Source organism: Sneathiella marina (genome assembly GCF_023746535.1).
Taxonomy (GTDB): domain Bacteria; phylum Pseudomonadota; class Alphaproteobacteria; order Sneathiellales; family Sneathiellaceae; genus Sneathiella; species Sneathiella marina.
The window spans coordinates 1,774,031-1,793,126 of the sequence record NZ_CP098747.1 but is presented as its reverse complement, the minus strand read 5'-3'; the positions used below and the strand labels follow the sequence as shown (position 1 = coordinate 1,793,126).

Annotated in this window: 20 protein-coding genes; 9 read left to right on the top strand and 11 right to left on the bottom strand. The window is 46.3% G+C overall.

Features of this window, described 5'->3' with window-relative positions:
* Positions 1-22: 22 nt before the first annotated feature.
* The 3 genes from NBZ79_RS08555 to NBZ79_RS08545 all read left to right on the top strand — a co-directional run bounded on the left by NBZ79_RS08555 (position 23) and on the right by NBZ79_RS08545 (position 2,488).
* The gene (locus tag NBZ79_RS08555) at positions 23-1,570 is read left to right on the top strand and encodes a trimethylamine methyltransferase family protein (RefSeq protein ID WP_251937489.1); all 1,548 of its coding nucleotides are present in this window, start codon (positions 23-25) and stop codon (positions 1,568-1,570) included.
* Positions 1,571-1,698: 128 nt separating this feature from the next.
* A complete protein-coding gene (locus NBZ79_RS08550; RefSeq protein ID WP_251937486.1) occupies positions 1,699-2,031 on the top strand; it encodes a hypothetical protein in 333 nt (110 codons plus the stop codon).
* A 115-nt stretch (positions 2,032-2,146) separates the two neighbouring features.
* Positions 2,147-2,488: a hypothetical protein gene (locus NBZ79_RS08545; protein WP_251937483.1), complete on the top strand. Its 342-nt coding sequence runs from the start codon at positions 2,147-2,149 to the stop codon at positions 2,486-2,488.
* A gap of 21 nt (positions 2,489-2,509) precedes the next feature.
* Here the strand turns inward: NBZ79_RS08545 and paaE are convergent, their stop codons facing one another.
* The 5 genes from paaE to paaA are packed head-to-tail and all read right to left on the bottom strand — an operon-like array spanning position 2,510 to position 6,115.
* Entirely contained in the window at positions 2,510-3,583 is a 1,074-nt protein-coding gene (gene paaE, locus NBZ79_RS08540; RefSeq protein ID WP_251937480.1) for a 1,2-phenylacetyl-CoA epoxidase subunit PaaE, read from the bottom strand.
* Positions 3,584-3,592: 9 nt separating this feature from the next.
* Positions 3,593-4,078, bottom strand: coding sequence for a 1,2-phenylacetyl-CoA epoxidase subunit PaaD (paaD, locus tag NBZ79_RS08535; RefSeq protein ID WP_251937477.1), 486 nt, complete (start codon positions 4,076-4,078; stop codon positions 3,593-3,595).
* Entirely contained in the window at positions 4,072-4,830 is a 759-nt protein-coding gene (paaC, locus tag NBZ79_RS08530) for a 1,2-phenylacetyl-CoA epoxidase subunit PaaC (protein ID WP_251937475.1), read from the bottom strand. Before paaC ends, paaD begins: the two co-directional genes overlap by 7 nt.
* Entirely contained in the window at positions 4,831-5,127 is a 297-nt protein-coding gene (gene paaB, locus NBZ79_RS08525) for a 1,2-phenylacetyl-CoA epoxidase subunit PaaB (RefSeq protein ID WP_251937472.1), read from the bottom strand.
* Between the two features lie 16 nt (positions 5,128-5,143).
* Positions 5,144-6,115: a 1,2-phenylacetyl-CoA epoxidase subunit PaaA gene (gene paaA / locus NBZ79_RS08520; protein ID WP_251937470.1), complete on the bottom strand. Its 972-nt coding sequence runs from the start codon at positions 6,113-6,115 to the stop codon at positions 5,144-5,146.
* A gap of 178 nt (positions 6,116-6,293) precedes the next feature.
* Between paaA and NBZ79_RS08515 the strand changes: the two genes are divergently transcribed.
* On the top strand, positions 6,294-7,343 hold the full coding sequence (locus NBZ79_RS08515; protein WP_251937467.1) for a hypothetical protein: 1,050 nt from the start codon (positions 6,294-6,296) through the stop codon (positions 7,341-7,343).
* A 6-nt stretch (positions 7,344-7,349) separates the two neighbouring features.
* Here the strand turns inward: NBZ79_RS08515 and NBZ79_RS08510 are convergent, their stop codons facing one another.
* Complete coding sequence (locus tag NBZ79_RS08510; RefSeq protein WP_251937465.1) at positions 7,350-8,120, bottom strand: FadR/GntR family transcriptional regulator; 771 nt, start codon at positions 8,118-8,120, stop codon at positions 7,350-7,352.
* Positions 8,121-8,634: 514 nt separating this feature from the next.
* On the opposite strand from NBZ79_RS08510, the gene denD reads away from it, so the two are divergent.
* Positions 8,635-9,633, top strand: coding sequence for a D-erythronate dehydrogenase (denD, locus tag NBZ79_RS08505; RefSeq protein WP_251937464.1), 999 nt, complete (start codon positions 8,635-8,637; stop codon positions 9,631-9,633).
* On the opposite strand, the gene mtnA is transcribed toward denD, so the two are convergent.
* Entirely contained in the window at positions 9,630-10,718 is a 1,089-nt protein-coding gene (gene mtnA / locus NBZ79_RS08500; protein ID WP_251937461.1) for an S-methyl-5-thioribose-1-phosphate isomerase, read from the bottom strand. The genes denD and mtnA overlap by 4 nt on opposite strands.
* 111 nt (positions 10,719-10,829) lie before the next feature.
* Between mtnA and NBZ79_RS08495 the strand changes: the two genes are divergently transcribed.
* Together NBZ79_RS08495 and fghA are read left to right on the top strand one after the other, a co-directional pair.
* On the top strand, positions 10,830-11,939 hold the full coding sequence (locus NBZ79_RS08495; RefSeq protein ID WP_251937459.1) for an S-(hydroxymethyl)glutathione dehydrogenase/class III alcohol dehydrogenase: 1,110 nt from the start codon (positions 10,830-10,832) through the stop codon (positions 11,937-11,939).
* Between the two features lie 6 nt (positions 11,940-11,945).
* The gene (fghA, locus tag NBZ79_RS08490) at positions 11,946-12,785 is read left to right on the top strand and encodes an S-formylglutathione hydrolase (protein WP_251937457.1); all 840 of its coding nucleotides are present in this window, start codon (positions 11,946-11,948) and stop codon (positions 12,783-12,785) included.
* Here the strand turns inward: fghA and NBZ79_RS08485 are convergent.
* Both NBZ79_RS08485 and NBZ79_RS08480 read right to left on the bottom strand, forming a co-directional pair.
* Complete coding sequence (locus NBZ79_RS08485; protein WP_251937454.1) at positions 12,782-13,573, bottom strand: alpha/beta fold hydrolase; 792 nt, start codon at positions 13,571-13,573, stop codon at positions 12,782-12,784. The two genes, fghA and NBZ79_RS08485, sit on opposite strands and share 4 nt — an antisense overlap.
* 55 nt (positions 13,574-13,628) lie before the next feature.
* Complete coding sequence (locus tag NBZ79_RS08480; RefSeq protein ID WP_251937451.1) at positions 13,629-14,366, bottom strand: isochorismatase family protein; 738 nt, start codon at positions 14,364-14,366, stop codon at positions 13,629-13,631.
* Between the two features lie 288 nt (positions 14,367-14,654).
* Between NBZ79_RS08480 and ung the strand changes: the two genes are divergently transcribed.
* Positions 14,655-15,368 (top strand): uracil-DNA glycosylase, encoded by a 714-nt coding sequence (gene ung / locus NBZ79_RS08475; protein ID WP_251937448.1) that lies wholly within the window; start codon positions 14,655-14,657, stop codon positions 15,366-15,368.
* Positions 15,368-16,129 carry a glycerophosphoryl diester phosphodiesterase gene (locus NBZ79_RS08470; RefSeq protein WP_251937445.1) on the top strand — a complete coding sequence of 254 codons (762 nt, stop codon included), beginning with the start codon at positions 15,368-15,370 and terminating at the stop codon, positions 16,127-16,129. The genes ung and NBZ79_RS08470 overlap by 1 nt, the downstream gene beginning before the upstream one ends.
* Positions 16,130-16,137: 8 nt before the next feature.
* Here the strand turns inward: NBZ79_RS08470 and NBZ79_RS08465 are convergent, their stop codons facing one another.
* Positions 16,138-17,697: a Na/Pi cotransporter family protein gene (locus tag NBZ79_RS08465; RefSeq protein WP_251937442.1), complete on the bottom strand. Its 1,560-nt coding sequence runs from the start codon at positions 17,695-17,697 to the stop codon at positions 16,138-16,140.
* 211 nt (positions 17,698-17,908) lie between these two features.
* The gene (locus NBZ79_RS08460) at positions 17,909-19,090 is read right to left on the bottom strand and encodes an iron-containing alcohol dehydrogenase (RefSeq protein WP_251937439.1); all 1,182 of its coding nucleotides are present in this window, start codon (positions 19,088-19,090) and stop codon (positions 17,909-17,911) included.
* Positions 19,091-19,096: the final 6 nt, after the last annotated feature.

Sequence of the window (19,096 nt, the reverse complement as noted above, 5' to 3'; positions counted from 1 at the left end):
ATATTTTTTTTGGGAGAAAGCTATGTCAGAGGAAAAGAAACGCACAGCAGGTCGCCGCTCAAGACGGGGTTCACGTGTTAAAGCCTCTTTCACCCAACTCCCAAAGAGAAAATTTGTAAATACCTTCAAACCAGTAGAAGTAATTTCTGAAGATCAGGTTGAGGCAATCCATAACGCCTCGCTGGATGTTCTGGAGAATATCGGAATTATGGTGCGCCTCGAAGAGGCGCGAGATATTCTTCGCGCGGCTGGACAAAAAGTCGATGAAGATACGCATATCGTGTATTTCGATCGGGAATTCATCATGGACGCCATGTCCCATGCTCCCTCTGAATTTACCATTCATGCACCCAACCCCGATTGGAATATGGAAATTGGCGGTGACAATGTAGTTTTTGCCATGGGTGCCAGCATGCCAAATTCATCTGATCTGGACGGCGGAAGACGCACTGGCAACCAAACGGATTTTCGAAAATTTCTAAAACTCGCCCAAAGTTTCAACGTCATTGCGACGACCGGCGGTTATCCTGTTGAACCGGTGGATATCCATGCCTCTATTCGCCATTTGGAATGTGGACGGGATTTTGCGACATTTACGGATAAGCCGCCAAATGTGTATTCTTTAGGTCGCGACCGAAATCTGGACGGCATTGAAATGGCCCGGATTGCCCGAGGCATCAGTCATGAACAGATGCTGCGCGAGCCGAGCCTGTTTACAGTTATCAATTCCAACTCACCGCTTATGCTTGATCAACCCATGTTACAGGGCATCATCGAAATGGCCCGCCATGGTCAGGTTGTAATTTTAACACCCTTTACATTGGCGGGCGCAATGGCGCCGGTTACACTGGGGGGTGCCCTCACCCAGCAAAATGCAGAAGCCCTGGCCGGCATGAGTATCGCACAAACTGTCCGCCCCGGAGCGCCGGTAATTTATGGTGGGTTCACCTCAAATGTTGATATGAAATCCGGCGCGCCCGCCTTTGGTACGCCTGAATATACAAAAGCCGCGATTGCGACGGGCCAGTTAATAAGGCGATACAATATCCCCTATCGCACCTCCAACGTAAATGCGTCGAACATTCCGGATGCGCAGGCAGCTTATGAGTCCCAGATGGCGCTTTGGGGAGTCGTTCTGGGCCATGGAAATTTTGTGAAACACGCAACAGGCTGGCTTGAAGGCGGGCTCACAAATTCGTTCGAAAAAGTGGTCATGGATGTGGAAATGATCCAGATGATGGCAGAATTAATGACACCAATTGATACTTCAGTCGAGGCGTTAGGGCTTGATGCCATGCGGGAAGCAGGACATGGCGGGCATTTCTTCGGTACCCAACATACCCAGGAACGATATGAATCCGCCTTCTACTCGCCCTTATTATCGGATTGGCGGAATTTTGAAAGCTGGGCCGAGGCCGGTTCTCCTGATGCGCTAACTCGGGCCAACCAGATATACAAGGATGTCCTGGCGGAGTATGAAGCGCCTAAACTGGATCCAGCCATTCGTGAGGAACTCGATGCATTTGTAGACAGACGCATTGCAGAAGGAGGAGTTAAGACGGACTTCTGAACCTAAAATCCTCTTCGGATACGCCGATACCCGACATCAAAACTTCCTGGTCGTTTATTTTGCATATTTCTTGTTCTCGACTGGAAATGCACTAGATTAGCTATACAGTTTTGCCAGCAGGAGTGATTATGCCCCGCCTTCAAGCCCCAAATTTTCAAAAATCCGCATTTTGTTTGTCTCTGCTCCTTGTTATGGGAAGCGTATCGCATGCAATTGCAGAAAGCTGCGAACCAGAATTCAAAATAGAGTTGGATAAACTGGAAATTCCTGAAGAACGTATCAAAAATAGTTATACAATCGATATTTATGAGACGAGCGGAAGCCGAGTTTCCCGGGTTGAAGGCTGGGTTGATTTCAACGATTGCAAAGGTAATTTGGTCGTTAAATTTGACAGAAGTTGCCTCTTTGACAATAGCTATACAACAACTGAATGTACGGTGCCTGGCGTCAAGAAATTCTAGATACTTATTGCCGGATTTCTCTATTAATCACGTATTCGTCAAAATCTTTTAATGGTTTCAATCCAATCAATGCTCTATGTCTAAAAAGTGTTTCCTTTAGAACAGGTGCAGGAAGATGAAAAAGCGAAGCCACAACACTTCGTACTATTATTCGATACTAGCTTTTTTTGTGACTATATTATCGTTTTCCACACACGCAAACGCCAATACATGCAGCCGGGAATTCGAGCGGGAAATCAGTGAGCTGGGAATTGAAAAGGAAAGAATCGAAAAATTCTCAACGGTAAACATCTACAGCACAGGAGAGGGCGGAGGTGGCACCTTGCGAAGAGTTGAGGGCTGGGTCAGCTTTAACGATTGCAAAGGTAACCTGATCATCAATCTCTCCGAAATATGTACACCGCAGAGCAATTACACCACGAATGAATGCTCCGTTGCCGGTGTTGAAAATTACTAGGTTAAGGATTTGGCTTTACGACTAGGCATCGTAATCGACAATCACATCTTCGGTTAAGGGGTGAGATTGACAGGTCAGAACATACCCTTCAGCAACTTCACTATCTTCCAGGGCATAATTCAGGTCCATTTGCACCTCACCGCGGACAACCTTTGCCCGGCATGTGGAACACACCCCTCCTTTACAGGCATATGGCAAATCCATTCCCTGGCTTAACGCCACATCGAGGATGGATCTTCCATCTTCACGAACATCAATATCTGATTGCCGGCCATCCAAAATGATGCGCACTTGCCTCTTGGGCCCCTCTCCCTTCTTTTTCTTTTTTGGAATTCCTGCTGCCTTTATTGCGGCATCCGTAATAAACAGCTCAAAATGTATATGGCTGGGGTCTACACCACTGTTCTGCAAAACTTCCTTTACTTCCATGATCATTTGCTCAGGGCCGCAGAGAAAAACATCATTTATCTTGGTGAGATCAACTAATGTGCCAAAAATCTGTTTGCACTTCTCGCCGGTAACGCGCCCGTTGAAAAGCTCCGCATCTTGATGCTCCCGGCTCAGGATATGCATTAGATTCAAACGATCCTTGTAGATATTTTTCAGATCTTCCAATTCTTCCAAAAACAGGATGCTCGTGACGGAACGATTTCCATAAATCAAAGTAACCTGGCTATTTTTCTCCGTTTTTAAAATCGTTTTAACAATGGAAATGATGGGGGTAATACCGCTACCGACCGCAATTGCCAAATAACTATTTGCATTCTTTGCATTCAGTTCAGAGTAAAACCGGCCTTGCGGTTCCATCACTTCAAGAATTTGTCCTGGCGCAAAATTTTCATTCGCATGACTGGAGAATACACCCCCGTCAATCTGTTTGATGGCGACCCGTAATTCGTCATCACCGACTGCACTGCAAATTGAATAGGATCTGCGATATTCTTCACCCCCCAATTTCTCTTTTAGTGTCAGATGTTGACCTTGCGTGAATTGGTAAGCTTCTTTGAGTTCCATTGGTACATCAAAGGTAATGGAAACAGCATCACGAGTTTCCTGCGTTACATTTTTTATCGTCAATGGATGGAATATGGTCACATCAGTATCCTAAACACATTTAAAATAGTCGAAAGGTTCCAGGCATTCCTGGCATTTATAATGGGCTTTACATGCGGTTGATCCAAATTCGCTAACCATCACCGTGTTTGTCGAACTACATTGCGGACAGCCCACGACGTCATGTCCCAGAAGAGCGCCTTTGCTTTTGCCTGTCGGGGGGGCTATTCCGAACGCTCGGAGTTTTTCCCGCCCATCAGCTGTGATCCAGTCGGTCGTCCAGGCTGGCGATAGCTCAGTATTTATATCAAAATCATCAATGGCATGTAGTTTAAGCATCGTCGAGATATCCTCTTCGATTACATCCATTGCAGGGCACCCGGAATATGTTGGTGTAATAACGATTTGCAATCGGCCATCGAGATATCGGACATCCCGAATAATCCCCATATCCTCAACGCTTAAAACCGGGATCTCCGGGTCTTTCACGAGTTCAAGTACGGCTTTTATGTCTTCTATGGCCAACATGGTTACCATTTCGCATCCGGATAAGCACGCTGCAAGAACTGCATTTCAGCCAGCAAATAGCCAAGATGTTCAGAATGTTTGCCCTCCCGGCTTCCCCGGACGGACCAGGTATCCTCCGGCCGTTCCAGCGTCGCTTCGAGGAGCACGGCGTTTACGACCTCGTCCCAACGGGGTTTTAAGGCCGCCAAATCGACGCCAACTCCCTCGGCCAATAATTGTGTATCTATTTCATCCATATCGAACATTTCGGGAAGAAACCCCCATAGCTCATCAATGGCGATTTGCATTTTCTCGTGACTTTCCGTTGTTCCATCACCTAACCGGAGGACCCAATTGGTACTATGGCGGAGATGGTAGGTTATCTCTTTAAGTGATTTCGCGGCAATCGCGGCAAGCCGGTCATCCTTGGACTGGCATAATCCTTCAAACTGCAAATACTGGAAATTATCGAAAAAGAACTGGCGCGCTATGGTTTTGGCAAAATCCCCGTTGGGCTGCTCCAAAAGCAGCAAATTCCGCCATGCCTGTGTGTCCCGATGAAAGGCGAGCATATCTTCATCTCTGCCGGCACCTTCGACTTCAGCGGCATAAGTGAGCAATAGCCGCGATTGCCCAACAAGATCCAGGCCAATATTAGTTAGCGCAAGTTCTTCCTCCAGGATGGGAGCATGCCCGCACCATTCTGCCAGACGTTGACCCAGTATCAGACTATTGTCCCCTAGTCTCAATAGATATTCAAAGAGCGCGTTATTATCCGTCATTTACATATGCCCTACTTCTTCAGGAATCTCGTAAAAGGTGGGATGACGATATGTCTTGTCATCGCTAGGCTCATAGAAATTTCCTTTATCTTCAGGGTTTGAAGCGGTGATATCAGTTGTTTTTACAACCCAGATGCTAACGCCTTCACTGCGGCGCGTATAAACATCCCGTGCATTGGTAAGCGCCATTTCGGCGTCCGACGCATGAAGGCTTCCCACATGTTTATGGTCCAGGCCATTCTTGCTTCTGATAAATACTTCAAAAAGCGGCAGTTCATTTGCTGGTATACTATTCATAATATTCTATCCCTGCTCACGCCGCATCAACGGCGCGTAATTTCTGTTTGTTGGCATAGGCAAGGGCCGCATCCCTTACCCACTTGCCGCCATCATGCGCATCAACGCGGGCTTTCAATCTTTCCCGATTACATAAACCGTTGCCTTTCACCACATTCTTAAATTCCACCCAGTCGATTTCACCGAAATCATGGGCCTTCCGCTCTTCATTCCAGACAAGATCATCATCTGGAATACGCAGGTTCAGAAACTTGGCTTGCGGAACGGTAGCATCAACAAATTTTTGTCGGAGTTCGTCGTTGGATTGTCGCTTTATTTTCCATTTCATGGACTGTGCAGATTGCGGTGAATTCGTATCGTTTGGTCCAAACATCATCAAAGAAGGCCACCACCACCTATTCAATGCATCCTGTGCCATTTCTCTCTGTTCTGCCGTTCCTTGCGCCATGGTCATCATGATTTCGTAGCCCTGACGCTGATGAAAACTCTCTTCCTTACAGATTTTCACCATAGCCCGCGCGTAAGGACCATAGGAACAACGGCATAAAGCAATCTGATTGGTGATGGCAGCGCCGTCAACGAGCCAGCCAATGGCACCAACATCAGCCCAAGTCAATGTAGGGTAATTAAAGATACTGGAATACTTGGCTTTGCCGGAATGCAGTTGCTCGTACATTTCATCACGTGAAATTCCCAGTGTCTCCGTTGCACTATACAAATATAGTCCGTGGCCACCCTCGTCCTGGATTTTCGCCATCAGAACGGCCTTTCTCTTTAAAGACGGAGCCCGGGTCAGCCAATTACCTTCAGGTAGCATGCCGACGATTTCTGAATGGGCGTGCTGCGACATTTGGCGGATCAATGTTTGACGATATCTATCTGGCATCCAATCTTTCGGTTCAATGCGCTGCTCTGCATCAACCTTATTTTGAAAAGCAATTTCCAGCTCCTCATCTGTCCATTCGTTATCGGTATTCACGACATCCATTGTCCGCTCCACATCAAATTTTTACGGGCTTTTCTCATTATGATACATTTTTTATTTTTTTTCAACCATTATTGTATCATAAAAATCTCTTCAACTCCTTTCCTATTGCATGAACCTCTGTATAATTCACGCCAAGCCAGTGGCCAGAAACAATAATAATAAGCCGGAGTGGATTTTCATGCCGAATAAAATCGAAAAACCTATTAAATTCAAAGCAGTTGCCGATATTTACCATGCGTTTTTTACCGGTCTCTTACTGTCTGTGACCCTTAGAAAAGATAGATATGCTGCTGGTGATTTGTGTTTTCATGTATTCCGTCGTCAACATCATGAAAAATTCCTATCTAGCTTTGAAAAACTGGGGCTTACCGATTTACCCGATGCTGTTGCTTGCGCGCAGTATCACTACTTATCTAACGGTGTCGGTGGTGTCCCGGTGGAATATATGTATGAGAGTGACCAGAAAGCCTGGGTACATTTCTGCCATCCCCGCTGGATGTATGAGGGCGCCGCCTTATGCGGAATGCCGCTAGAGATCAGTCATGGCTTCCTGAAGGGTTGGTATGGTCAAAATGGCGTATCTCTTAAAAATCCACGCCTCGGGTTTGTGTGTACTTCACAAGATATGGATGGACAATATGGAATGGCCGGATACTTCAAAGAACATTCTCATGATCTAGCGCCTGAGGAACGTCTGCAGTTTTCTCCCGGTGAAATGGCCCCGCCCTTTGACGCCGACAATGCGCCCGTGCTTGACGCGACAAACTGGCCGGAAGAACGATTGCAAAAAGCCAATCGCAACTATGCTATGGAATATGCCAAGAATGCCCTTTTGGAACTCGCAGCCTTGTTCGGCCCTGCGGATGCAACATATCTTGGTGGTATTACCTCTCAGCTGATAGGTAAGCAGTATTATCGTCAAACGGCTGATTTGCTGGGAGTCTCGGGCGAAAGTCCGGAAGCCTTCGCAGAATTCATGGCCAGCCTCATTGAAGGACAGGATGACCAAGCAACCATTACCAGTGAAAAAGACGGCATTCATGTCATTCAGACGGGCTGGCGATTAATGCGGGGTACTGCCCCACATCCAACTTCTATTTTTGACAGTTGGAATCAGCTTTGGCAAGGCGCTCTATCTGTCCATAACAGATATCTGGTTCTAGAAACTCTCCAACGACTGGATTACGGCGACGATTGTTTCGAATGGCGCATCCGTCGCCGAAAATAGTCTAGATTAATTAAGAGGGAGCTTGCCCAAGTTACTATTTGTAGCCATTTGCTTCTCTGAATGCAGTTCACGCAGATCCGTAACTTTCATATCCAGTAAGGACTGCATTGCCTGTTCAGCGCCTTCCGCGTTCCGGCTACGTAAAAGCTTGAGGATTTCCAAATAGAAACCTGACATGCCCGTCACGTAAATATTTCCCGGCTGCTTCAGTTTGAAATGATAATCGCATAAAGATTGCGAAATCCCGCTTAATCGAGAGAGTAAATCATTATGGCAGATTTCGTATATTGTCATGTGGAAGTTCACACATGCAGGGTAAAAATCCGCTAAAGATTCCTTTTCATCTGCGACAGTCATTGCCAAATAGATGTCCTCTAATTGGTCAAGTTCCTCTTCGGTTGCCCGTTGTGCAACCAAACGTGTAACCAGTGGCTCCACAAGAACTCTGGTTTCAACAAGATTTCTAAAATCATTACGGTCCGACGGGTCATATGATTGCCAGGCGATAATATCAGGATCCAGCAAATTCCAATATTCACGCGCCCTTACCCGGGTTCCAGCCCGCTGTTTTGCCTCAATTAATCCTTTTGCTGTTAATACTCGTAATGCTTCTCTTATCGCCGTTCGACTGCCCTGAAATCTTCTTAATATTTCGACTTCATCCGGGATTTTTTCACCAGGCTTAATAATCCCAGAGACTATTTCCTGGCCAATTTCATGAACAACTTTCCCATGAATTCCATTTGCCGGATAATACCATTTATCTCTTTCCATCATAAGTTTGACCCTACGTAAATTTGGCAAAGATAGAAAATCATTTGTTTATCTTTGCGCCTATTCCCTGCACAGTAGTTATAATTTATTAGTCAAATAATCAACATATATATCTCAAATCAAATATCACTACTTTTAGTTGATTATTATTGATTGCAAGAAGCGTTAGAAAACTGAGTAATTTTACATTATTAGTTCTATAGGGCCCAACTACTAAAGATAATGTAATGGTATTTGATAAATATTGAATTTATTTAAAGCGCCCCTTCTTTACTTAAAAATTATTTATGAATAGCATAATATTATAATTTGAACCTTTATTAGCACTTTCTGAAAAACAATACTTGCGATGGTTTAACAAAAGCATTTTAAATCGCCACTATTGTCGGATTCAAATATATGATGGAGAATATGGAAAATTGCGGCATGTCATCAAAATTTGGCAAAACTATGTGGTAAGCCACATCTGATTCTGAATCCGGAATGAGAATTGTTCTCGATATCTAGGAGGTTATTAGTGAAAATAGTTATAACAGGCGGCCTCGGTTTTCTTGGGCAACGACTATGCAGTACAATTTTAAAGGGTGAATTTCTGATTGACTCATCTGATGTAAAAAGGACTGTTTCGGAAATTATTTTGTTTGATATCGTCGACAATCCGAATATTGCCGATGATCGCATTACATATGTTTCCGGCGATATATCAGATCCTGTACAGGTAGACAATTTGATTACCAAAGATGTCGAGAGCATTTTCCATCTTGCGGCAATCGTAAGCGCAGATGCTGAAGAAAATTTCGATTTGGGAATGAAGATTAATCTCGATGGCACCCGGAACATTCTTGAAGCAGCTCGTCGGCTTCCTCAGCCACCTAAAGTTATTTTTACAAGCTCCATTGCGACTTATGGCGGAGAGCTTCCAAATACAGTTGTCGATGCAACAAAACAATCACCGCAAACATCCTATGGTGTCGCCAAAGTTGCGGGTGAACTGCTTGTACATGACTATAGCCGTAAAGGTTTTATTGATGGACGATCTCTCAGATTACCGACAATTTCCGTCCGTACGGGACTCCCTAACAAAGCGGCATCCACATGGGCAAGTTCGATTATCCGGGAACCGTTGAGCGGCAAGGATGCTATTTGCCCTGTCACGGAAGATAGTTTTATGGCCTGTATGAGCCCAAAAAAGATTGTGGAAGCCTTTATACACGCTCACAATCTGCCGGTTGAAAAGTTTTCCGAAGGAAGGTCCCTCCTGCTTACCGGCATTTCGGTTTCTGCGGGAGAAATGGCAGAGGCTGTCGAACGTCATAAAGGAAACAGAACATTAGGAAAAATAATGTGGGAACATAACCCCGATATTCAGAAAATTGTTGACGGATGGCCTAAAGGCACCTTCTCGCAGAGGGCCGAGAATTTAGGGTTTCCCAAAGATGACAGCATTGACGACATCGTTCGCGCGTTTATTGAAGATGATCTGGATACACAAATCGCGTTATACGGAACAGGTTAAGGAGCGAATAATTCCGCCAATCCGGCCTTGGAGGCAGCGCATATCCCCCGCTCCGTAATCAACCCGGTCACCAAATGTGCGGGAGTTACGTCAAACGCATAGTTTTTCGATGAACTGGTCTTGGGCAGGATTCTAACCTCCTCAATTTTACCTTCAGAGTTACATCCGCTAACATATTCAATTTCATGGCTATTTCTCACTTCAATTGGAATATCAGCAATGCCGTCATCAATTTCCCAATCGATCGTCGGGCCTGGAAGCGCGACATAAAACGGAACGTTGTTATCTTTTGCAGCCAATGCTTTTAGATATGTCCCAATTTTATTGCATACATCACCGGACGCTGTTGTCCGGTCAGTACCTGTAATACAAAGGTCAACTTCCCCATGCTGCATTAAATGACCACCGGCATTGTCAACAATAAGCGTATGCTCAACACCATGCTTGCCGAGTTCCCAGGCAGTTAAATGTGCCCCTTGATTTCGCGGCCGCGTTTCATCAACCCAGACATGGACAGGGATTCCTTTGTTATAGGCTTTGTAGATCGGGGATAATGCAGTTCCCCAGTCAACTGTCGCCAACCAACCGGCATTACAATGGGTCAGAATATTTACGACCCCCTTTTGGTTTTTGCCGTACCAAATATCTTCAATGATTTTTAGGCCGTGATCTCCAATGGCGCTATTGATGGCGACATCTTCATTGCAGATGCGCGTCGCATTCTTGTAGGCTGCCGCGACCCTTTCGGAAGGTGGCAGGGGTCCCAGCAATTTCTGCATTCCCTGTATCGCCCAGCGCAAATTCACAGCCGTCGGTCGCGTATTAATGAGCAATTCAGCTGTCGCCTTCAATTGCGCATCTGATGGATCATCGCGTAGCCCTAGACACATGCCGTAAGCTGCCGTCGCGCCAATTAGCGGAGCTCCGCGGACCAGCATGGCTGAGATCGCATGGGCAGCTTCTTCGGCTGATGTAAGTGTAACAACAACAAACTCGTGGGGAAGTTTCGTCTGATCAATAATTTCTACCGACCAGCCGTCGGTGGCAAGCCAGATACTTCTATAAGCTTTACCGTCTACTTTCACCGTATAATCCCTTTCATTTTGCGATTTTCATACAATGTCTGGAAACCGCTTGCGCCTCTATATATAAACCTGCAAACTCCCGGTTCAAACTAAAAATATCGGGAGACAACAATGGACGTAAAAGCCGCTGTAGCACATAAAGCAGGTGCCCCCCTCACTATCGAAACGGTCTCACTGGATGGCCCAAGAGAGGGTGAAGTATTGGTGGAGATCAAGGCAAGCGGCCTTTGCCACACGGATGCGTTTACCCTGTCCGGAGATGACCCTGAAGGTATCTTTCCTGCCATACTTGGTCATGAAGGCGCTGGTGTTGTTGTGGATGTTGGTCCAGGTGTCAGTAGCCTGAAAAAGGGTGATCATGTTATTCCCCTTTATACCCCTGAGTGCAGGCAATGCAATTACTGCACAAGTGGTAAGACAAATCTCTGCCAAGCTATTCGCGTTACTCAAGGCCAAGGCCTGATGCCAGATGGATCCAGCAGATTTAAGATTAACGGTGAAAAAGTATTTCACTATATGGGCTGTTCAACATTTGCGAATTATACCGTCGTCCCGGAAATCGCCCTTGCAAAAATCCGACAAGACGCTCCGTTCGAAAAAGTCTGCTATATCGGGTGCGGCGTAACAACTGGCATTGGAGCTGTCATAAACACAGCTCAAGTTAAGCCCGGGGACAATGTTGTTGTCTTCGGTCTTGGCGGTATCGGCCTAAATGTTATTCAGGGGGCCCGGCTCGCTGGCGCAAATATGATTGTTGGTGTTGATTTAAATAATAGCCGCAAAGAGCTAGGCGAGAAATTCGGCATGACGCATTTCGTCAACCCATCGGACCTTGAAGAGGATATTGTCCCATATTTGGTGGATTTAACGGGGGGTGGCGCAGATTACTCCTTTGAATGCATAGGTAATGTGAATGTCATGCGCCAAGCGCTCGAGTGCTGCCACAAAGGCTGGGGAGAAAGCATCATTATTGGTGTTGCGGGAGCTGGACAGGAAATATCGACACGTCCCTTCCAGCTAGTCACAGGCAGGGTCTGGAAAGGTACGGCATTCGGTGGAGCCAAGGGCAGGACAGATGTTCCACGCATCGTCGATTGGTATATGGATGGCAAAATCAATATTGATGACCTGATTACCCATGTCATGCCACTTGAAGATATAAATAAAGGGTTCGACTTGATGCATGAGGGAAAATCCATTCGCGGTGTTGTGACCTTTTAATCTCTGATGGAAATTATATCTGAACAAAAATGCTTTGGCGGTGTGCAGGGATTTTACCAGCATGCCTCTCATTCCACTGGCACCAACATGCGCTTTGCTGTTTTCCAACCGCCTCAAGCGAAGACAGGCTCCGTGCCATTGCTTTTCTTTTTGGCAGGCCTAACATGCACAGAAGAAACCGCCACAATCAAAGCCGGCATGCAGCAATTTGCTGCAAAACATGGCCTTATGCTGGTAATGCCGGATACCAGCCCACGAGGTCTTGATATATCCGGCGAAGACGATGACTGGGACTTTGGGACGGGCGCCGGATTTTACCTGGACGCAATTCGCCTTCCCTGGGCCAAGAATTACAATATGGGGAGTTATGTATCCAATGAGCTCCGTGGATTTATTCTCAACAATTTTAATGCCCGGCCCGATAAAGCGGGTATTTCCGGTCATTCAATGGGTGGCCATGGTGCGCTGACAATAGGGCTGAAACACCCCGATATTTTTCAGTCCGTTTCCGCATTCGCCCCGATTTGTGCACCAATTCAATGTCCGTGGGGACAAAAAGCCTTCACAGGGTATCTCGGTGAAGATAAGTCACTTTGGCGCGAATATGATGCGACAGAATTGGTACGACAGCACCCAACCCAAAATATGATTTTGATTGATCAAGGTAATGAAGATGGCTTCCTGGAAGAACAACTCCACCCACATCTATTCGAAACAGCCTGTAATGCAGCAGGGCAGCCCCTAAATCTCCGTTTTCATGAAGGGTATGACCATAGCTACTATTTCATACAAAGCTTTATTGAGGATCACATCGAACATCATGCTGCAATCCTCAATAATGACTAGGCGTTCTCGGCCAGATGAACTCTAACAAAAGCATTGAATTCATCCGGTTTTTCCATCGCTGCCTGATGAGAAGCATTCTCTAAAATCACCATTTTTGAATCTTCGATCTGACGATGTATGAGTTCTGAAGATGCGATCGGTGTCCCCATGTCCTGCCGGCCGACGATCACCAGCGTGCTGGCCTCAATTGCTGGAATAAGATCGACCAAATCAATTGCTTGGATGGCTTGGCTGCACCCGACATATCCGTCAACGGATGTTCCTTTGATCATTGCGCGAACCCTGGCATCAAGATCAGGTCGATGATTAAGCGCGCCTTCGGCAAACCAGCGCGCCATTGAGCTTTCTACCTGAGCTTCAATGCCATTTTCCTGAACCTCTCGAATTCGTTCGGGCCAAATTGCCGCAGCGCCTTCCGGCAACTCACAAAGTGAGCTGGAAATGACGAGACTTTTCACTCTTTCAGGATACATCAACGCAAATTTCTGACCGATCATTCCGCCAATCGACAATCCCACAAAGTGGCTTGTTTTAATGTCATAATGATCTTGAATTGCCGCAACATCTGTTGCTAGCATTCGAAATGTATAGGGCCCCTCCACGCCGGCGCTTTGTCCATGACCCCTCAGGCTATAACGGAGAACACGGTACTCATGCTTGAGCTCATTTGTTAATTCATCCCAAGCAGTCAGATCGCAACATAAAGAATGGCCTAAAGTAACAACCGGCGCATTTTCTGGGCCTTCTAGTCGAGTATCAAGGTCAACGCCATTTACGGTAATAATCATTAAAATGTCCTTCTTACATTATACAGGGAATTGATGGCAGGCAGGACCAGTCATATCATAAGGGGAGAATGACCGAATTGACAAGCTGCGCACCTCGGCCAGCCATAAAATACAACCCCATATAATGCGTGATATTTTGCGGATGTGCTGCTCTTGCTCCAAGGCCCGCTTCTTCCGCAATGGAACGCGGCAGATCGAAGGTTGAACATCCTTTGTCATAGACGTAAATCTCGTCAAGCCCCGGCATCATACCGTGATTCCGGGCACTCAGGGTCGTCAAAACGAAATCCATTACACAGATATCAGTGCAAATACCAACGACCAGCAGATCTGTAATTTCATTCGTCGAAACCCATTCTACAAATGCATTGCTGCCGTCGGTTCGAGTGGATCCCACAAATCCATTAATACAATCTTTTTTGATCAAAGTTGAATTTCTATCCTGCTCCAGCCATTTAAGTTCCGGCACAAGCTCTTCCTCTCCTGTGCCCTCTTCACAATGAGGAGGATAAGGAAATTCGGGCTTACCGGGAGTATGCGTATCCAAAAAGGCGAGTATCGGCATATTTCTCTTTGTGAAAGCCCCTGCAAGATTGTTGGTTTCCGATACCATCGTTGATACCTGCTCATTTGGCACCGCAGGAGCCAGGGCACCGGCACCTACCGTCGCGAACCCGTTGATTTCATCGACAATTACCAAGCCGATGTTTTTTCCGGCATTGCCGACTTCCAATGCCTTCATGGAAAGCGGCATTACTTCGGCCAGGCCACTGGTAATGGTGTCAGTTTTCATTGAGTTTACCTCACAGAATTAGTCGCTTCAGATAGCCTTATATTACCAACCTTAGTCGGTTTTCACCCCTCGACGAAAGTATTAAATTGCATAGATCCGGAGGGAAATGAAAAGTTGATTGCTGCGTTTTTGAGAGCTATCTTCACATGGTTTGTTGAAGATTAGCACCCGACCATGATTTGCTATCTTCTGGAATTTGTTCCTCAAACTAAATTTTGTGATTAATGTCATCAACCTGACCCTTAGAAGAATGAAAATAGATGCGATTTTCCAACGCGGATGAAGTCGATGACTGAAGCAGATGTAAATAAGACAACGTCTCCAGATCCTAAACTGGATGAAAGCTGGCTTGAACATCTTCGGCCAGAGTTTAACAAGCCCTATATGAAAGATCTGAAGCAGTTCCTGATCTCTGAAAAGCGTCTAAACAAAACCATTTATCCTCCCGGTTCTCAAATATTCTCGGCGTTTAATGGCACCCAGTTTGCGAAGGTCCGGTTAGTGATACTGGGGCAAGATCCCTATCACGGACCCGGGCAGGCACACGGTTTGAGTTTCTCTGTCCGGCCAGGTGTTCGCGTTCCACCGAGTTTGGTCAATATTTACAAAGAAATTGAACGCGACCTAAATATACCGAGACCAAATAACGGTTTTCTGGAATGCTGGGCGAAACAAGGTGTCTTGCTTTTAAACAGTGTACTGACGGTCGAGCGGGGAAATGCCGGTGCCCACCAAAAGAAAGGCTGGGAAAATTTTACGGACGCGGCCATTGCATCCATTGCAGAAAAGCGCGAGAATATCGTGTTTCTGCTCTGGGGTAGTTACGCTCAAAAAAAAGGGCGATTTATTGATAGAAATAAACATTATGTTTTGGAAAGCGTCCATCCTTCACCGTTATCCGCCCATCGCGGCTTTATCGGGAATGGTCATTTTTCCAAAGCAAATGAATTTTTGAAGTCAATAAACGAAACGCCCATTGACTGGTCAGTTGGAGACCTTTGATGATGCATTCAGTTCTGGACCAGTTACCGCAAATAATGGGGCATCGCGGAGCCTGCGGACATGCACCTGAGAACACTTTGTCTTCCATTGAAATGGCTGCTACTTTGGGCTCAAAGTTTATCGAAATTGACGTCTGCGTTACCAAAGACAATATAGCCGTAATTCATCACGATACAGATGTTGATCGCTGTACGAATGGCCATGGTCCTGTTCTTCTGAAAACACTGGAAGAAATAAAGCTACTGGATGCCAGCATACAATTTTCGCCGCATTTCACTGGTGAAAAAATACCAACATTGAAAGAGGCAATTCTCACAATTCAAAAATTAGGCCTCGGGCTCAATCTTGAACTTAAACCCTGTAAGGGTTGGCAGATTCCAACAACCGAGCGAGTCGCAGCAGAATTGCAGGAGTATCTTCCTGAAAACGTCCCGCTTCTCGTTTCATCGTTTAATATCGAAGCGCTGAAAAAACTTGGATCTCTTATGCCAGATGTCCCACTCGGATACCTGACTGAAGCCATTCCCCCTGATTGGGAAAGACGTTTGGTGGAAGCCGGATGCGCCTCGTTGCATTGCGAAAAAGACTTTGTCACAAAAGAAAACGTCACAGCCGTCAAGGCAGCCGGTTATAAATTCCTAGTTTATACTGTTAATGATCCGGAAATGGCCAACCGGTTTTTGGATTGGGGTGTGGATTCTGTGATCACGGATTTTCCGGATCGCCTATTTGCCGGATTGCAGCACATAAAAACCGGTTAGAAGGTATATTAATGCTCCTTCAGTCCGGCAACCAGATAGGCACCAGCCGCCGCGAGAGAATTTATACGTCGCAAATCGCTCATCAAACTCAGGTGCATCGCACTTGCTTCCTGATCCATTGTCCTATTGCTCCGCAATCGTCGCAAATGGTTATTCACTGATTTACGTTCAGCCTCGCGAAAAAGCTGCTTTCTCTGGATTAGGTTTTTTGCAGATGCTGGTTCACTTGTCATTAAAACAGTTAGCGCCAATCCTAGGTTGGTCAAGATTATATCAAATAATTTGACGAAATCCTCTTGATCTTCCAAGGCAAAATTAACCTGGTTTTTCACACTGGATTCGATCATTTCCGTCATATTCATAACAACAATATTACCGATATGGTCCAGGTTCGTCGTAAAGCTCAATATCTCGCGGCATCTGGCTTCATCTTCTTCCTCCAAAGATTCCCGCCCCAGCTTCGTCAAATAATTTTTAATGGCTCTGTCGAAGTCATCGACATATTGATCGCCTGCGCGAATTTTAGGGAATAATTGCGGATTGCCGGTCACCATAGCATCTTTGGTATTGCGACACATATTTTCAAGTATCTCACCCATACGCAATGTATCCCGGACGGCATTTGCCATGGCCAGTTGCGGGCTATCAAGCGCAGCTTTGTCCAAATAAAGGGGCGTTGGTATATTTTCATCTGCCCGGGTGTTGTCAGGTAGCAACCTTTCCGTCAGTCGGCCTAATGGACCAACAAACGGGAGGAATATGACCACGCAAGCGAGATTAAGCATTGTATGGAAGTTTACAAGTTGACGCGCAGGAGAGGCTTCCAACAAGGCTAATTCCGGTCCCACGACATTTACAAAAGGGACCATGACGACAACAATGATCAATCGACAGAACAAGTTACCAAGGGGCGGTCGACGTGCCGCTTTATCTGCTTTCATGGTTGCCATAATCGGCGGAACTGCCCCCCCTAGATTCGCACCCAGAACCATGGCGAACGCAACATCCATCGGAAAATTTCCTGTTGCAGCTAGAGATAATGAAAACAGGACAGTAGCTAAACTTGAATGGGCAATAATCGTAATCAAGGCGGCAAGTATGACAACAAGAACCGGCTCACCCGACAGAGAACTCAAAACAAATTGTGATATTTCAGAAGTCCGGATCGGCTCTGACGCGAAGGCTAGCAGTTTCAGAGCCGTCAGCATCATTCCCAGGCCTAGAATAATCCGGCCGAGATTCTTGGCCCGCGTGGAAGAGGCTGTTGCATGCCGGACAAAACCCACGAAGAGCAAGACCGGCGCCAGAAAGGATAAATCGAAACTCAGCACCTGGGCAACCAATGTCGTGCCGACATCAGCCCCTAACATGATTGCGATACCCGCGGCGGCTGGCACAAGACCTTTACCTGCAAATGAAGCAGTCAATAGTGCCGTCGCCGTGCTGCTTTGCAGGAGCATTGTAACGCTCAATCCGCCGAAAAAGGATTGGAATCGATTTTTCAAACAAAATTTCAGAAAAGCACCAAGTTCCCGGCCAAAAGCGCGCATGACGCCTGTATTGACCATTCTCAAGCCCCACAGCAGTAAGGCCACGCCTCCCATCAAATTTAAAAGAACTATAGTACCGTCCAAAATCAATCTACCTTTAGATGTATAAGTTAAAATGATATACGTCTATTTAGAGAGTTTTCCACAAAAATGGAAAAATAGCTACGATTTTTCAGTCAAAATTTTACGAATATTTCTGCCCAAAACCACAATAATGACTCCGGCCAAATTACCGGCTCAAGTCTCCGGTGACAGCCTTTTCAAACAGCGAAGTATACTGGCTGGCTGTCAGCGATATGGGGTTGCCGCCTGAAGACGGGTCGTCAACTGCCATGGAACCCACCAGCTCCTTTTTTTCAAGATCAATATCGAGAGCTGAAAGATCATTCGGAATACCAACTTCTTGACGCAATGCCAAAATCCAATCCAGAAATGAGTCGAACGAAGGGTCTTTCAGGCCCAAATATGCTGAAAGCCGGATCATTCTATCCTCGATCGCAGATCGATTTCGGATCAATACATAAGGCATCAAGATCGCATTCAACATGCCATGATGTGCATCATATAGGGCGCCGAGGGGATGCGCCAATGCATGCATACCACCGAGGCCACGTTGAAACGCTGTAGCTCCCATCGACGATGCAATCATCATTTGACTACGAGCTTCAAGACTAGTGCCGTCTGTACAGGCCGGGGCCAAGAAGTTTTTCACCAAACGAATGCCTTCGATCGCAATTCCCTCAGCCATGGGATGAAAATGCGGCGAACAATAGGCCTCCAGATTATGCGACAAAGCATCCATACCCGTCGCAGCCGTAATCATTTTCGGCAAGCCGACTGTCAACGCAGGATCTGCAATAACCGCAACCGGCATCATTTTTGGGTTGAAAACGATCCGCTTCACATGATGTTCTTCGTCTGTAATGATAGAGGCACGTCCAACTTCGGAACCTGTTCCAGATGTAGTCGGGACCGCCAGAATAGGCGGAATTTCCTTCGGATCTATATCTTCCCAGTCATTCCCGTTGGCAGTAAACTCAAAGACACCTTCTGCTTGCGATGACATAACGGCAATTGCTTTGGCTGCATCGATACCCGAACCGCCCCCAAATGCTATGACACCATCATGTTTGCCATTCTGAAACACGGCCACTCCGTCGTCAACATTTCGGCCAACAGGATTGGCCTTGATATCGCTAAAGATACCGAAACCTATTCCAGCTTCAGAGCAAGAAACCCGGGCGTCCTCAATCATCGGCAATGCCGCCAGCCCAGGATCCGTGACCAGGAGCGGATTTTTCATTCCAAATTCTTTACAGGTTTCTCCTAATTCTTTGAGCCGGCCAACACCAAACCGCATCGCCGTTGGATAATTCCAATTTCCGGTCAAAAGATTAATATCTGAAGTCATAAAGGT

Excerpts from the sequence above, each read along its gene's own strand:
- paaB (WP_251937472.1), bottom strand. The coding sequence starts at position 5,127 with ATGAATAGTATACCAGCAAATGAACTGCCGCTTTTTGAAGTATTTATC.
- paaA (WP_251937470.1), bottom strand. The coding sequence starts at position 6,115 with ATGGATGTCGTGAATACCGATAACGAATGGACAGATGAGGAGCTGGAA.
- NBZ79_RS08510 (WP_251937465.1), bottom strand. The coding sequence starts at position 8,120 with ATGATGGAAAGAGATAAATGGTATTATCCGGCAAATGGAATTCATGGG.
- NBZ79_RS08480 (WP_251937451.1), bottom strand. The coding sequence starts at position 14,366 with ATGAAAACTGACACCATTACCAGTGGCCTGGCCGAAGTAATGCCGCTT.
- paaD (WP_251937477.1), bottom strand. The coding sequence starts at position 4,078 with ATGGTAACCATGTTGGCCATAGAAGACATAAAAGCCGTACTTGAACTC.
- NBZ79_RS08550 (WP_251937486.1), top strand. The coding sequence starts at position 1,699 with ATGCCCCGCCTTCAAGCCCCAAATTTTCAAAAATCCGCATTTTGTTTG.
- NBZ79_RS08485 (WP_251937454.1), bottom strand. The coding sequence starts at position 13,573 with ATGATTATTACCGTAAATGGCGTTGACCTTGATACTCGACTAGAAGGC.
- fghA (WP_251937457.1), top strand. The coding sequence starts at position 11,946 with ATGGAAATTATATCTGAACAAAAATGCTTTGGCGGTGTGCAGGGATTT.
- NBZ79_RS08545 (WP_251937483.1), top strand. The coding sequence starts at position 2,147 with ATGAAAAAGCGAAGCCACAACACTTCGTACTATTATTCGATACTAGCT.
- paaC (WP_251937475.1), bottom strand. The coding sequence starts at position 4,830 with ATGACGGATAATAACGCGCTCTTTGAATATCTATTGAGACTAGGGGAC.
- NBZ79_RS08555 (WP_251937489.1), top strand. The coding sequence starts at position 23 with ATGTCAGAGGAAAAGAAACGCACAGCAGGTCGCCGCTCAAGACGGGGT.
- ung (WP_251937448.1), top strand. The coding sequence starts at position 14,655 with ATGACTGAAGCAGATGTAAATAAGACAACGTCTCCAGATCCTAAACTG.
- NBZ79_RS08495 (WP_251937459.1), top strand. The coding sequence starts at position 10,830 with ATGGACGTAAAAGCCGCTGTAGCACATAAAGCAGGTGCCCCCCTCACT.
- NBZ79_RS08515 (WP_251937467.1), top strand. The coding sequence starts at position 6,294 with ATGCCGAATAAAATCGAAAAACCTATTAAATTCAAAGCAGTTGCCGAT.
- NBZ79_RS08470 (WP_251937445.1), top strand. The coding sequence starts at position 15,368 with ATGATGCATTCAGTTCTGGACCAGTTACCGCAAATAATGGGGCATCGC.
- NBZ79_RS08460 (WP_251937439.1), bottom strand. The coding sequence starts at position 19,090 with ATGACTTCAGATATTAATCTTTTGACCGGAAATTGGAATTATCCAACG.
- NBZ79_RS08465 (WP_251937442.1), bottom strand. The coding sequence starts at position 17,697 with ATGGTCAATACAGGCGTCATGCGCGCTTTTGGCCGGGAACTTGGTGCT.